This is a genomic window from Faecalibacter bovis (genome assembly GCF_017948305.1).
GTDB lineage: Bacteria > Bacteroidota > Bacteroidia > Flavobacteriales > Weeksellaceae > Empedobacter > Empedobacter bovis.
Genome location: NZ_CP072842.1, coordinates 22,216 through 35,000, shown reverse-complemented (window position 1 = coordinate 35,000; position 12,785 = coordinate 22,216). Strand labels below are relative to the sequence as shown.

General features: G+C 30.4%; 12 protein-coding genes (1 of these 12 running past the window's edge). 5 read left to right on the top strand and 7 right to left on the bottom strand.

All coding sequences use genetic code 11. From position 1 onward, the window contains the following. The 3 genes from J9309_RS13620 to holA form a co-directional block, all read right to left on the bottom strand. A protein-coding gene (locus J9309_RS13620) for an RHS repeat-associated core domain-containing protein (protein WP_394369304.1) crosses the window boundary here: on the bottom strand, positions 1-434 show its 5' portion. It extends 364 nt beyond the left edge of the window; 434 of the gene's 798 nt are visible here — the first part of the coding sequence; the start codon lies at positions 432-434; the stop codon falls past the left edge of the window. A 145-nt stretch (positions 435-579) separates the two neighbouring features. Further along, positions 580-1,524, bottom strand: a complete 945-nt coding sequence (gene trxB, locus J9309_RS00170) for a thioredoxin-disulfide reductase (RefSeq protein ID WP_230476452.1) — start codon at positions 1,522-1,524, stop codon at positions 580-582. Positions 1,525-1,619: 95 nt separating this feature from the next. After that, positions 1,620-2,630: a DNA polymerase III subunit delta gene (holA, locus tag J9309_RS00165; RefSeq protein ID WP_230476451.1), complete on the bottom strand. Its 1,011-nt coding sequence runs from the start codon at positions 2,628-2,630 to the stop codon at positions 1,620-1,622. A 3-nt stretch (positions 2,631-2,633) separates the two neighbouring features. Here holA and J9309_RS00160 point away from each other — a divergent pair, with 3 nt between their 5' ends. After that, on the top strand, positions 2,634-3,098 hold the full coding sequence (locus J9309_RS00160; protein WP_230476450.1) for a type I restriction enzyme HsdR N-terminal domain-containing protein: 465 nt from the start codon (positions 2,634-2,636) through the stop codon (positions 3,096-3,098). Between the two features lie 49 nt (positions 3,099-3,147). Here the strand turns inward: J9309_RS00160 and J9309_RS00155 are convergent, their stop codons facing one another. The 3 genes from J9309_RS00155 to J9309_RS00145 all read right to left on the bottom strand — a co-directional run bounded on the left by J9309_RS00155 (position 3,148) and on the right by J9309_RS00145 (position 5,789). After that, a complete protein-coding gene (locus J9309_RS00155; protein WP_230476449.1) occupies positions 3,148-3,783 on the bottom strand; it encodes a carbonic anhydrase family protein in 636 nt (211 codons plus the stop codon). Between the two features lie 43 nt (positions 3,784-3,826). After that, complete coding sequence (locus tag J9309_RS00150) at positions 3,827-5,371, bottom strand: SulP family inorganic anion transporter (RefSeq protein ID WP_230477884.1); 1,545 nt, start codon at positions 5,369-5,371, stop codon at positions 3,827-3,829. A 100-nt stretch (positions 5,372-5,471) separates the two neighbouring features. Further along, positions 5,472-5,789 (bottom strand): hypothetical protein, encoded by a 318-nt coding sequence (locus J9309_RS00145; protein WP_230476448.1) that lies wholly within the window; start codon positions 5,787-5,789, stop codon positions 5,472-5,474. Positions 5,790-6,083: 294 nt separating this feature from the next. Here J9309_RS00145 and J9309_RS00140 point away from each other — a divergent pair, with 294 nt between their 5' ends. The 4 genes from J9309_RS00140 (at position 6,084) to J9309_RS00125 (ending at position 11,949) form a co-directional block, all read left to right on the top strand. Next, entirely contained in the window at positions 6,084-6,890 is an 807-nt protein-coding gene (locus tag J9309_RS00140; RefSeq protein ID WP_230477883.1) for a hypothetical protein, read from the top strand. A 117-nt stretch (positions 6,891-7,007) separates the two neighbouring features. Next, positions 7,008-8,882 (top strand): S9 family peptidase, encoded by a 1,875-nt coding sequence (locus J9309_RS00135; protein WP_230476447.1) that lies wholly within the window; start codon positions 7,008-7,010, stop codon positions 8,880-8,882. 154 nt (positions 8,883-9,036) lie between these two features. Continuing rightward, on the top strand, positions 9,037-9,738 hold the full coding sequence (locus J9309_RS00130; RefSeq protein WP_230476446.1) for a hypothetical protein: 702 nt from the start codon (positions 9,037-9,039) through the stop codon (positions 9,736-9,738). A 36-nt stretch (positions 9,739-9,774) separates the two neighbouring features. Then, complete coding sequence (locus tag J9309_RS00125; protein WP_230476445.1) at positions 9,775-11,949, top strand: ATP-binding protein; 2,175 nt, start codon at positions 9,775-9,777, stop codon at positions 11,947-11,949. A gap of 37 nt (positions 11,950-11,986) precedes the next feature. Here J9309_RS00125 and J9309_RS00120 read toward each other — a convergent pair whose 3' ends face one another. Further along, the gene (locus J9309_RS00120) at positions 11,987-12,718 is read right to left on the bottom strand and encodes a DUF4197 domain-containing protein (protein ID WP_230476444.1); all 732 of its coding nucleotides are present in this window, start codon (positions 12,716-12,718) and stop codon (positions 11,987-11,989) included. Positions 12,719-12,785 lie beyond the last annotated feature (67 nt).

Sequence of the window (12,785 nt, the reverse complement as noted above, 5' to 3'; positions counted from 1 at the left end):
ACAGAACCTAAATTAATATCATATCCGCCAACACCTTTTACTTCATCACTCGCTCTAGCACCTATTGTAAATTCTCCTTTAACACTTCCATAATATGATAATACACTTTCACTTTTAGCAGTTATATTTGCTCCAAAAGCTTCATTATACGTATCATATATACCTTCAGAATTACCTGTCCAAGCATATTTATTGTAAGTTTTATCAAAATTATCAGCTTTTATGTAAAGACCAGAAGTATCAATCCACCAATTACCATTAAAATCTCTTGGCGGTTCCGCCATCATCCCATCGGGATCTATGAAGAATACAGGGTTATTAAGAGCATATGTATAAGGAGAAAAACGTCTTGATTTCTCCGCCAACGGATCGATATTAAACCAACGTCCTATAGCAGGGTCGTAGTTACGAGCTCCGTTGTCGTAAAGATTGATATTAAACTCATCCTGCAGTTCTTTACCGTTGTATTTGTAATTATAATATTAACACTTCCTAAATATAAAAAAATTAGCATACATATCATAAATAAAAAAGCTCAACTTATAAAGTTGAGCTTTAATATATAGTAATAAATAAATTTTATCCTTCAAAGAATTCAGCAACGTAACGTTCTGCATCTAAAGCAGCAGCACAACCTGAACCAGCAGCAGAAATTGCTTGACGGTAAACAGAATCTTGCACATCACCAGCCGCAAAAACTCCTGGAATATTTGTAGCATACGAACGACCTTTTGTGATTAAGTAACCTGTTTCGTCCATATCTAATTTACCTTTGAATAAATCAGTATTTGGTTTGTGACCAATTGCAATGAAAACTCCGTCAACAATTAATTCGTTTTCTTCGTTCGTTACGTTATTGATAATTTTAGCTTTTTCAACAACATTATCACCTTCTAAACCGATTAATTCGTGATTATATAAAACTTCTAAATTAGGCGTATTAGCCACACGATCTTGCATTGCTTTAGAAGCACGCATTTCGTCTTTACGAACTAATAAATAAACCTTGTTACAAAGTTTGGCTAAATAAGTTGCTTCTTCTGCAGCGGTATCACCACCACCAACAACAGCAACATCTTTACCGCGGTAAAAGAATCCGTCGCAAGTAGCACAAGCAGAAACACCACTACCAGCGTATTTCTTCTCGTCCTCTAATCCTAAATATTTAGCAGAAGCACCAGTTGAAATAATCACTGATTTTGTTTGATATTCAGCCGTATTTGTTTTTACTGTATGTACGTCACCATTATTTTCTCCAAAAACTACTTCTGTAACATATTCGTATTGAATTTTAGTTCCGAAACGTTCAGCTTGTTTTTGTAAATCTGCCATTAATTCTGGACCAGTAATTCCTTCTGGATAACCTGGGAAATTTTCAACATCTGTAGTTGTAGTTAATTGTCCACCTGGTTCCATACCAGTTAAAACTAAAGGATTCATATTTGCACGAGCAGCGTAAATTGCAGCTGTGTAACCTGCAGGACCTGAACCGATGATAATAGTATCTAAAATATTTGAGTTCATATTATATTTTTTCAATTACAAATTTAAGTGATAAAATTATTACTTTATCTATGTAAGTATTGTTATTTATGATGATTTAATTCGAGAATTTGATATTAGAAGTTTATGATTTTATAAATTAACTCTACTAATAACTCTGATGATGTAACGTTTCCAGAAGAATTTACTCCTTTTCCTTTCATGTCATATTCTCTGATTAATGAAACAATTCGCGTCGCTTTTTTCAATGGATAATTATTAGCAGCAACAGCTAAATCTTGAACAAAAAATGGATTAATTCCGATTTCTTTAGCTACGTTAGCTTTTGATTTATCTGCTAATATATGATATTGAATAATATTGGTAAACAACGAAAATATTACTGTCATCGTAACAACCATTGGATTATCCTTCGGATTTTTTTCGAAATATTTAATGATTTTGAAAGCCTTTTCGATGTTACGTGTTTCGATAGCCGAACGTAATTCGAAATTATTATATTCTTTACTTATACCAATATGCTTTTCGATATCATCAACCGTAATAGTATTCGAAATCCCAACGATAGTTTTTAACTTATCTAACTCATTAGATAATCTTGATAAATCTGAACCTACATATTCGGCTAACAAGAATTTAGCTTTTGGATCTATTGTTTGTTTGTTCGCTTTAATGCGTTCATCAATAAATGTAGGAATTTCGTTGGCGTACAAAGGTTTAAATTCAAAATAATAACCTTTTGAATTTAGTGTTTTATAGATTTTTGTACGTTTATCTAATTTTTTGCCTTTGTAATTGAAAACTAAAACCGTTGATTCTTGAATTTGATTGGCATAAGCGTCCAAATCATCAATAGATTTGCTTAAATGTTGGGCTTCTTTAACCAAAACAAAAGCTTTGTCAGCACCCATTGGATATTGCTTTGCAATCCCAACAACTTGGTTCATTTCCACATCTTGACCATAAATAATGGTTTGATTAAATCCTTTTTCCTCTTCAGTCAAAACATTCGCTTCTAAAGCTTCAGTAATTTGATCAATAAAGAAAGGTTCTTCCCCCGCAAGAAAGTAGATCGGTAAAAACTTTTTGTTTTTTATATCTTTGATCAAAGATTCTACAGCACTCATACAATGACAGAATTAACGAAATTAAATTTTCCGGCAAATTACCAAATTCGAATGAGAAATGACCAAGATTCGACTTATATCTTTTGTAGAATTCGTAAATCTTGGATGGTATATACGCCAGAAGAATGGGTAAGGCAACATATTATTTTTTATCTGATTGATACGCTTGGTTATTCGCCAAGTAGTATTGCTTTGGAAGTTCCTGTAAACCAAACAGGAATGCGAAAAAGAGCAGATATTGTGGTTTATCGACAAGCGAAACCATATATTATGGTAGAGTGTAAAAGGCCTTCGGTACAAATTACGCAAGAAACATTCGATCAGATTGCGCGTTATAACGGAATTATTGGTAGTGAATTGTTAATGGTTTCGAATGGATTAAATCATTATTATTGTGTTATGGATTATGAAAATAAACGTTATCAATTTTTAAGAGAATTGCCACCAAATAAAAAAGCCACTTCGTAAGAAGTGGCTTAACTACATTTATAAAAATCGAATTTAATCGAAGATTATTTTATAACCATGTTACAACTCCTGATTCTACACAGTAGTTTGCACCAACAATTTTAATTTTTCCTTCTTCTTCAAGTTTTCTTAAAGTAGAACTTTCTTCGCGAATTGTTTCAATTGATTTCTGAACGTTACAAACATTTAATCTTTCTAATAAATCTGCATTTTTAGAAGAACGTACTTCACCATCTTGGATGATTTCGTCGATGATAGGAGTAAAGTGATTCACTAAATGACTTAAGTTATTCATTTCAGTAGCATTGATTGCTTCTGCGTCTAAACCACCTTTTAAAGCACCACATTTAGAGTGACCTAGCACAACGATAACTTTTGCTCCAGCTACGTTTGCCCCAAATTCCATAGAACCTAAAATATCTTGATTTACGAAGTTACCTGCAATTCTTACAGAAAAAATATCACCTAACCCCTGATCAAAAATTAATTCAGCTGATGTACGGCTATCGATACAACTTAATACAACTGCAAAAGGCCATTGACCTTCTCTTGTATCATTCACTTGTTCTAATAAGTTACGGTTAACTTTTAAGTTACTTACAAATCTTTCATTACCTTCTTTTAAGAATTGTAATGCCTTTTCAGGTGTAATTGTCGATTGAGTTTCTGATGTATGTGCTTTCATTATATTCAAAATTTGTATGTTTAATTAAATAAAGTGTGAGAGATTAATGTGCTCCTGCTACAATAGCGTAACCGAAGAATTCTCTAAATGACTGAGGATTATCTACGATACCTCTTTCCGAAATTAATCGGATGTTAATATTATTATTTTTTGCTTTAACTTTAAATTCGTCAAAATATTCAATGATATCGTAATCTAAAATTTTAGTTTTTCTTACGTCAATTTCTAAGTTAGAACCTGGCTCCAAACGATCTAATTCTTTTACAATAGCACCACGGTTAACGAAAGTAACCTCTTCAGCTAAATTCATATGGAAAACGCTTCCTTCCTTTACTAACATTACGTGAGAGTTGTTGTACGATTTGATTAAAGAAACAACCACACCAACGATTAAACCGATGATAATTCCTTTTAATAAATCTGTAGCTAAAATTGCAATAACTGTAACAGCGAACGGAATTAATTGATCTTTTCCTAATTTTTTCATATCTAAGAATTGTTTTGGATTACCTAATTTGTAACCAATAACTAATAAAATAGATGCTAAAACTGCATTAGGAATTAAGTTTAAAAACATTGGGATTGAAACAATACTTACTAATAATAAAACACCGTGTAAGATTGTTGATAGTTTTGATAAACCTCCACTCATTGCATTTGCAGAAGATCGTACAATTACCTGCGTAATTGGTAAACCACCGATTAACCCTGATAAAGAGTTACCAACACCTTGCGCAATTAATTCGCGGTTAGTTGGTGTTTGACGTTTTAATGGGTCAATTTTATCAGTAGCTTCTACAGATAATAAAGTTTCTAAAGATCCAACGATTGCAATTGTAAAGGCAACTTGCCAAACTAAAGGATTGGTTAATCCTGATGCGAAATCTGGTAAAGTAAATTGTCCTAAGAAATCAGTTACAGATTCTGGTACAGGAACTTTTACTAATAAATTATGATCGATAGAAAAAACTTCATGATTCGATTCACCTATTGTTACTTGGTATAAAATTCCAATACAAACTGCCACTAAAGATCCAGGTAATAATTTGAAGAAGGCTGATTTTTTACCTAATACATTATCCCAAACAATTAAAATAAATAAAGAAATTGCTGTGATAACAATAGCTCCAGTTGTAATATTGCTAAAAGAAAAATTAAAAATATCAAACTTTTCTGTGTAACCAAATGCTAATGGAATCTGTTTTAAAAAGATAGAAATACCAATAGCACATAGCATTCCTTTAATAACTGAAGATGGGAAATAATATCCAATAACACCAGCTTTTAGGATTCCCAAAATTATTTGGAAAATACCAGCTAAAACAACAGCTACAAGAAATAGTTCATAAGCCCCTAAATCTGTGATAGCATTAAGTACAATTACAACTAAACCAGCTGCAGGTCCTGAAACTCCAATAGGAGATTTAGATAAAAAACCGATAACAATACCACCGATTACACCAGCAATAATTCCTGAAAATACAGGAGCACCACTAGCTAAGGCTACACCAAGACATAAAGGTAGAGCCACGAAAAAAACAACAATACTCGCAGGTATGTCTTTTTTCCAAGTTTTAAAAAGATCCATAAGATGAATTAAATTATTTAAAATTAAAATTTTAGAAAACAGTAATACAAGCCAAGCCATTTCTAGCTTAGTAATATTAAAATTTATAATATCATTAATTTTAAATAACCTCCGGAGGCGGAGTATTTAGGCTCGGCTTTAAAAGCGAGAATAAGTCCATGTGATAATAGACTTGATTTTTAGTAAGTTTTTTGTGCTCTGAAATTTTGAAGCAGTAGTTTACTTCATCGTTAATTTTTTCAAGAATTTCGAACATATTCGAACCTTGATTTTCATTTTCTTCAGAGGAACTTGTATTCGTATATTTATTAGTTGTGCTCTCATCATCTTGTGTTGATGAAGCATTATCACTAACGCATTTATTATTTTGAATTTTTATTGAGTAATCTACATAACCAGCAAATCCTCTGATACTCATCGAAAAGATTAAGATCAGGGAAAAGAAAATGCTGTAGAAATGTTTTGTTACTTTTGAATTCATAGCGAAGCAAAAATAAGAGAATAGATGAAAATATAAAATATTCCGAGGTAAAATTTAAGTAAAATTTATCACTTTTCGCCATTCTTAAAGCATAAAATTTTGTTTTTAAACTGATTAAAAGTTATGTTAAATTGTAAAATAATTTTTAAAATCAACTTGATAATCGCTAAACAAGAGATAAATTTGCACAAAATTTATATTTTGAAAGTATATATAGCATTATTAATTGGTATGTTCAGTGCATTTGCATTAGGACAAGGGAAAGAAAATAAAGGTAAGTTTTATGTTTATTGGGGTTGGAATAATGGTCAATACACGAAATCAGATATCAGATTTAAAGGTGATAACTACGATTTTACTTTAGATAACGTAATTGCTCATGATCGTCAGTCTGATTTTGGAATTAAATTTATTAATCCAGCAGAAATGACAATTCCTCAATATAATTTTAGATTAGGATATTTTTTCCATGATAATTGGAATATTTCATTCGGTATTGATCACATGAAATATGTAATGGATCAAAATCAATACGCTAAAATGAGTGGATACATTAACAACGGTTCTGCCTTTGATGGTACTTACAATAATGATGAAATCCAATTAACCGAAGATTTCTTAAAATTTGAACATACAGATGGATTAAATTATGCGAATATTGAAATTCGTCGTTTTGATAATTTAATTCATTTTCCAATTTCTAAAAACGGAAAAGGTATCGATGTTAATTTAACTGAAGGATTTGGGGCTGGAATTTTATATCCAAAAACAAATACCACTTTAATGGGGCAAGATCGTTACGATGAGTTTCATTTATCTGGTTTTGGATTAGGCGCAATGGTTGGTATCAATTTTACTTTTTGGGATTATTTCTTTATCCAAGCTGAATTAAAAGGTGGATATATTGATATGGATGATATTCGTACAACAAGTTCAAAATCTGATAAAGCACAACAGGATTTCTTCTTCTCCCAACAAAATATTGTTTTTGGAGCTGTAATTCCTGTTTTTACGCCTAAAAAACAAATTAATTTCTAATCGAGAATTTAATAATAGTAAAAAAAAGCCATTACAATTTGTAATGGCTTTTTTTATGGATTAATAGAGAATATTAAAATGAAATGGTACATTTACGATACAATAAGTTAAATTATTATGAATAGATTTTCTTTTTTGGTAGCAAGTTTAATTTTGTCTACTTCGGCTATGGCTCAAAAAGTAATGACGCCAGAATTATTATGGCAAGTAAAAAAAGTTTCACCAGTTGGTGTAACAAAAGATAAAAAGAATGTGGTTTACAAAGTAACTTCTACAAACGTAAAAACGCAGGAAGACACTACAAAAACTTACATGATTTCATTAGCAGGAGGAAAAGCTTCTGAAATTACTGATTATAAAAATTTAATTGAAGATACATCTATTTCCAAAACAGGTTTAAAAGCTGAAACGAATGAAGTAAAACTTCAAAAAGTTTTCGGAAAAGATTATTATCCAGAAATGGATCAATCAAATGTTCAAATTTATAACGAACTAAATTATAGACATTGGGATACTTGGAATGATGGTAATTACAATCATTTATTTGTTTCAAATTCTAATGAAAAATTAGATATTTTAAAGGATCAACCTTACAGTGTTAGCGAATATGTTTGGGCTCCTGATGGATCTAAAATTTTATATGTTTCTAAAAAGAAATATGGTACCGATTACGCAACAAGTACCAATACAGATATTTACGAATATGATTTAGTATCTAAACAAACAAAAAATATCACGGAAGGAAAAATGGGGTACGATAATTCGCCAAGTTTTTCTTCGCAAGGAGATTTTGCTTTCCTTTCAATGGAACGAGATGGATATGAAGCTGATAAAAATGATTTAATTGTTCGTAAAGGTGACATCGAAATTAATTTAACGAAGCACTGGGACGGAACTGTTGGAAGCTATAAATGGTCTGAAGATGGGAAGAAAATTTACTTTAATGCTGCAATTGGTGGGACGATGCAATTATTTGAAGTTGATGTAAACTTTAAGACTAAAAAAACGCTTACGGTTAAACAAATCACGAATGGTCAATTTGATATAGCTGGATTATATGCAATCGTAGCAGACAAAGCGATTGTTTCTAAAACAGATATGAATCACGCAGCTGAAATTTATTCTGTAGATTTAAAATCTGGAAAATTAACTCAGTTAACAAACGAGAATAAAGAAATATTTGATTCTATAGCGAAAAGTAAAGTTGAAGCTCGTACGATAAAAACAACTGACGGAAAAGATATGTTGGCTTGGGTTATTTATCCACCAAATTTTGATCCTTCAAAAAAATATCCAACATTATTGTATTGTCAAGGTGGTCCACAATCGGCTTTAACACAATTTTATTCTACACGTTGGAATTTCCAATTAATGGCTGCTGAAGGTTACATTGTTATCGCACCAAATCGTCGCGGAATGCCAGGTCATGGTGTAGAGTGGAACGAACAAATTTCGAAAGATTGGGGTGGACAAGTCATGCAAGATTATTTATCTGCTATTGATGATATTGCGAAAGAATCTTATGTAGACAAAGATCGTTTAGGAGCAATTGGAGCATCTTATGGTGGTTATTCAGTTTACTATTTAGCAGGTATTCATGAAGGTCGATTCAAATCTTTTATTTCTCATAATGGTGTATTTAACCTGAAATCAATGTACGGAACAACGGAAGAAGTTTTCTTTACAAATTGGGATGCTGGTGGTGCGTATTGGGAAACGAATAATAAGGCCGCTCAAAAAACGTATTCTAAATTCGATCCAAGTAATCCAGAGTTGTTAAATAAATGGAACACGCCAATGTTAGTTTACATCGGAGGAAAAGACTATCGAGTTCCGATGGGACAAGGTCAAGAAGCGTTTCAAGTATTGCAGTTAAAAGGTATTAAATCAAGAATGATTTATTTCCCAGAAGAAAATCACTGGATATTAAAACCTCAAAATTCTGTTATTTGGCACACCGAATTTTATAAATGGTTAAAAGAAACTTTATAAGAATTAAAAAAGCGAGTAATTTACTCGCTTTTTTAATTTGTTGTATTTTAATTCATTGTGTTTAATATTACAGATTATTCTTTATATTGTTCATAGATTTTTTGTATTGTAAAATTAAACGTTGTAAATTCAGACTTGGAATAAAATCCATATTATGAGTAAAGAAAATAACAAAATATATTTCAGTAATAGCCCATTTATTAACGGACATAAAGTGGTAGATTTTGTTTGGAATGCACGATTAGATAAGAATTTTAATATCGTAATGGATCTTCATTTAGAATCTGATCAATATGATCAAGAAGATGAATATGAGGACATTATTGAGGAAATTGATAATGTATCAGACGAAATGACTGAAAAATCATTGTGGATTAATTACGATCACTGTGTTTTATCAAGTACATTCTGGGGAAATAAAGGAATTTCTATCGCAACAGATAAAGAAAAGTTAGATTTTGCTAGTTTAAATAATTATACTTTTTTATTAGATATATTACCTGTCGATTTAACACAAGCGGAAGAAAATTTTGCTTTTGGAATGTCAATGTTAGGTAAAGACATTGTTGCGAATCATGAAATTACATTTCTTGATACAGATGAATTTGGTGTTTATGACATCAAATGGAAAGGAAAAGTAGCCAACACTTATTTAGGTGAAAATACTTTTGATTATGATTTCTATGTTTACATGAAGAAAATAAAATTTGGAGGAATTAAAATTGATCCAAGTTTAGATTCAGAAGAAGTCATAAAATTTTTAGATTCAAAATTGGTAAACAAAGACGAATTTGAATTATTAAAAACTGAAGAAAACTCTCTAGAAGATTATATATTACGACTAAAAATGAAGTAATATTTATCTATTACAACCTAAACTACATGAAAGAAAATGAAATTATTCCAACAATGCCATGAAGAACAAATTCATATATTAAACGAAATAAATAGCCAAGGCTACGTTATTGGTGTTGATGTTAATTCATTTGAGATTAATTTCGTTTCTGAAAATATAACTGAAATTTTAGATAATCAATATAAGATTAACCAAATTATTGGTTCTGATTTAAAAACTTATTTTCAGTTCAATTACGATTTTCATACAATTCTTAATAAAAAAGAAGGTGAGTATATAAAGGAGACTTATACTTTTAATGGGAAAAGTTATTTTGTTGTAGTTTATCATTTTCAAAACCATTTTTATATTGAAATGGAAAAAGATTTGAATCCGAATAATTATCCAACTTATGATAAATATGCGGAGTCAATTTTATTTTCAGTCACTAAGCAAGAAAATTGGCAAGCGTTAGTAGATTCAATCAAAAAAATTACAGGTTACAATCGTGTTTTAATCTATAAATTCTTAGAAGATAATAACGGTATTTGTATTACAGAAAATGTTGATGAAGGATTTGATAGTTATTTAGGTTTACATTTCCCTGAATTTGATATTCCAAAACAAGCACGTGATCTTTATATCAAAAAAAGAAATAGATTGGTTTCTGATATTGATGCTGATCGTGTGAGTCTTGTTTCAAAAAAAACTGAACCGATTGATTTAACATATTCAGAATTTAGAGCTTTATCAAAAGTCCATTTAAAGTATTTACAAAATTTTAAAGCAGCCGCAAGTTTCTCTGTTTCTATTGTTGTTAATGGAAAATTGTGGGGTTTAGTCGCTTGTCAAAACGAAAAACCAAAACATATTCCAATAAATCTTCGCTTGCAATGTGTTTCTTTAACTAAACTATCTCGTGTTTCATACGTAAACTTTAAATACGAAGAGAAAATAGCATTTAAAGAACGTTTTAATTCACTTTTAGTTAATTTAAAAGAGAGTTTGCTGATAGAGGATGACTACAATAAAATCATATCCAACTTTGATGGAATGCTTAAGTTTTCTAAAGCTGATGGCGTTGCTTTATATAAAGATGGTAAAATTTTTAAATTTGGTTTTTGTCCTTCGGATCAAGAAATATTGTCTATTAAAAAATGGGCTTCAGATAATGAAATTATGGATTTATACGTTTCAAATTCATTTTATAAAGATTATGGAGATGAATTAAATTTGAGTTCAAATGCTGCGGGTGTCGCTTTTAAATTTCTTACGAAAAGTGATTCAAGTTTTTTAATCTGGACAAAAAAAGAGTTTAAAAGTATAACAAAATGGGCTGGAATTCCTGAAAAAAATACTACTTATTTAAAAGTTAGAGATAATCTGGAAACTTTAGCTCCAAGAACTAATTTTTCTATTTGGGAAAAAATCACGAATAAAGAGTCTAAAATATGGAAAGAAAAGGACATACAATCAATTAGAGAGATTATTACTTTAATTCTTGAAACTTCGCATATAAAATCTTTAAAAATTGCAGAATTATATAGTCAGCTGAAAGAAGTAAATTCAGAATTAGATTCTTTCACTTATACCGTTTCACATGATTTAAGAACGCCGCTTTCTGTCATGAAATTGAATTGCCAATTGTTGCAAAAGAATTTAATGAAAGAAGGTTTAAATCAGGATAAAATTAAAAATGTAATTTCAGAAATTGATAATTTGACTTTTATGATGCAAGAAATTCTGAATTTGAGTAAGGCTAAAAAGTCTGAAATTTTAGTTCAGGAAGTTCATTGCGAAGAATTGATAAATAGGATAATTTACGAATCTAAAATTTATAATAATTTACCAAATACTGAGGTTGTTGTTAATGAATTGAATCCGATTTTTGCAGATAAAACGATGGCTTATGAAATATTTTTGAATGTGATTAACAATGCCATCAAATATTCAGCAAAAGCTGAAAATCCAAAAGTAGAAATTTCTTCTTTTTGCGATCAGAATTTTGTTATTTATTCGATCAAAGACAACGGAATTGGGATAAAAGAAGCTGATAAAGATAAAATGTTTAAGCTATTTTCACGCATGTCTAATACAGATGGTTTTCGAGGAAATGGTGTAGGATTATCAATCGTACAACGAATGATGGAAAGATTAGATGGTTCTATTGAATTTGAAAGTGAAGAAAATAAAGGGACAAATTTTATATTAAAATTTAAATTACCAGAATAAAAAAAAGGAATCTAATTGATTCCTTTTTTTGTGAAATTTATTTTTTATCCTGTAAAGCGAATACTTGTTTTAACAAATCTGTAGAACGTTGCGCAGAATTATTTCTGATTCCAGCTTCTTTTTCTGCAACCATATTAAATACTCCTTTTACAGCTTGTTCAGTCACATAACCATTTAAATCTGGGTTGATGTTTTTACCTGCAATTGCATTGTATTTTGTAATAATTTGGCTCCAAACTTTATCAGCTCCAACTTTTCCAAGAGAATTTGCAACTTTCGGTTGGAAAGCAGCCGTTAACTGAGCAGATGTTTTTTGTTGTAAATAATTTGTTGCTGCGTTATCACCTCCCATTAAAATTCCAGTTGCGTCTTGAAAAGACATTCCTGTAATCGCTGATTTAAAAATCGGAGCAGCTTCTACAACTGCATCTTCAGCTGCATCGTTTAATAATTTTAAACCTTTATCAGCTAAACTTCCTAAACCAACACTACGTAAAGTTTTTTCAACTCCTTGTAATTCTTCAGGTAATAAAATTTTAGCTAATGCATTATTAGAAAAACCTCCTTTTTGTCCTAATTTTAAGATTCCTTCAGATAAACCTAAGTTTAAAGCTTCTTTTAATCCAGATGAAATTTGAGCGTTGGTAATTCCGTTTAATCCTCCAACTTGATTTAAAATTCCTGCTACTTGAGAAGCAGTTTGTAATTCTGCACATCCAGAAAATAAAAATAATCCGGAAAGTAAGATTGGTAAATATATTTTTTTCATTGTATTTGTAAATAAAATTGACTGATAGCAAAAACGAACCCAAAAATAGGGTTCGTTATATAAATTT

What these genes read in the sequence shown, in the direction of transcription:
- J9309_RS00135 (WP_230476447.1), top strand. Translation starts at nt 7,008, where the DNA reads ATGAATAGATTTTCTTTTTTGGTAGCAAGTTTAATTTTGTCTACTTCG.
- J9309_RS00155 (WP_230476449.1), bottom strand. Translation starts at nt 3,783, where the DNA reads ATGAAAGCACATACATCAGAAACTCAATCGACAATTACACCTGAAAAG.
- J9309_RS00120 (WP_230476444.1), bottom strand. Translation starts at nt 12,718, where the DNA reads ATGAAAAAAATATATTTACCAATCTTACTTTCCGGATTATTTTTATTT.
- J9309_RS00145 (WP_230476448.1), bottom strand. Translation starts at nt 5,789, where the DNA reads ATGAGTATCAGAGGATTTGCTGGTTATGTAGATTACTCAATAAAAATT.
- J9309_RS00130 (WP_230476446.1), top strand. Translation starts at nt 9,037, where the DNA reads ATGAGTAAAGAAAATAACAAAATATATTTCAGTAATAGCCCATTTATT.
- J9309_RS00160 (WP_230476450.1), top strand. Translation starts at nt 2,634, where the DNA reads ATGACAGAATTAACGAAATTAAATTTTCCGGCAAATTACCAAATTCGA.
- holA (WP_230476451.1), bottom strand. Translation starts at nt 2,630, where the DNA reads ATGAGTGCTGTAGAATCTTTGATCAAAGATATAAAAAACAAAAAGTTT.
- J9309_RS00140 (WP_230477883.1), top strand. Translation starts at nt 6,084, where the DNA reads ATGTTCAGTGCATTTGCATTAGGACAAGGGAAAGAAAATAAAGGTAAG.
- J9309_RS00150 (WP_230477884.1), bottom strand. Translation starts at nt 5,371, where the DNA reads ATGGATCTTTTTAAAACTTGGAAAAAAGACATACCTGCGAGTATTGTT.
- J9309_RS00125 (WP_230476445.1), top strand. Translation starts at nt 9,775, where the DNA reads ATGAAATTATTCCAACAATGCCATGAAGAACAAATTCATATATTAAAC.
- trxB (WP_230476452.1), bottom strand. Translation starts at nt 1,524, where the DNA reads ATGAACTCAAATATTTTAGATACTATTATCATCGGTTCAGGTCCTGCA.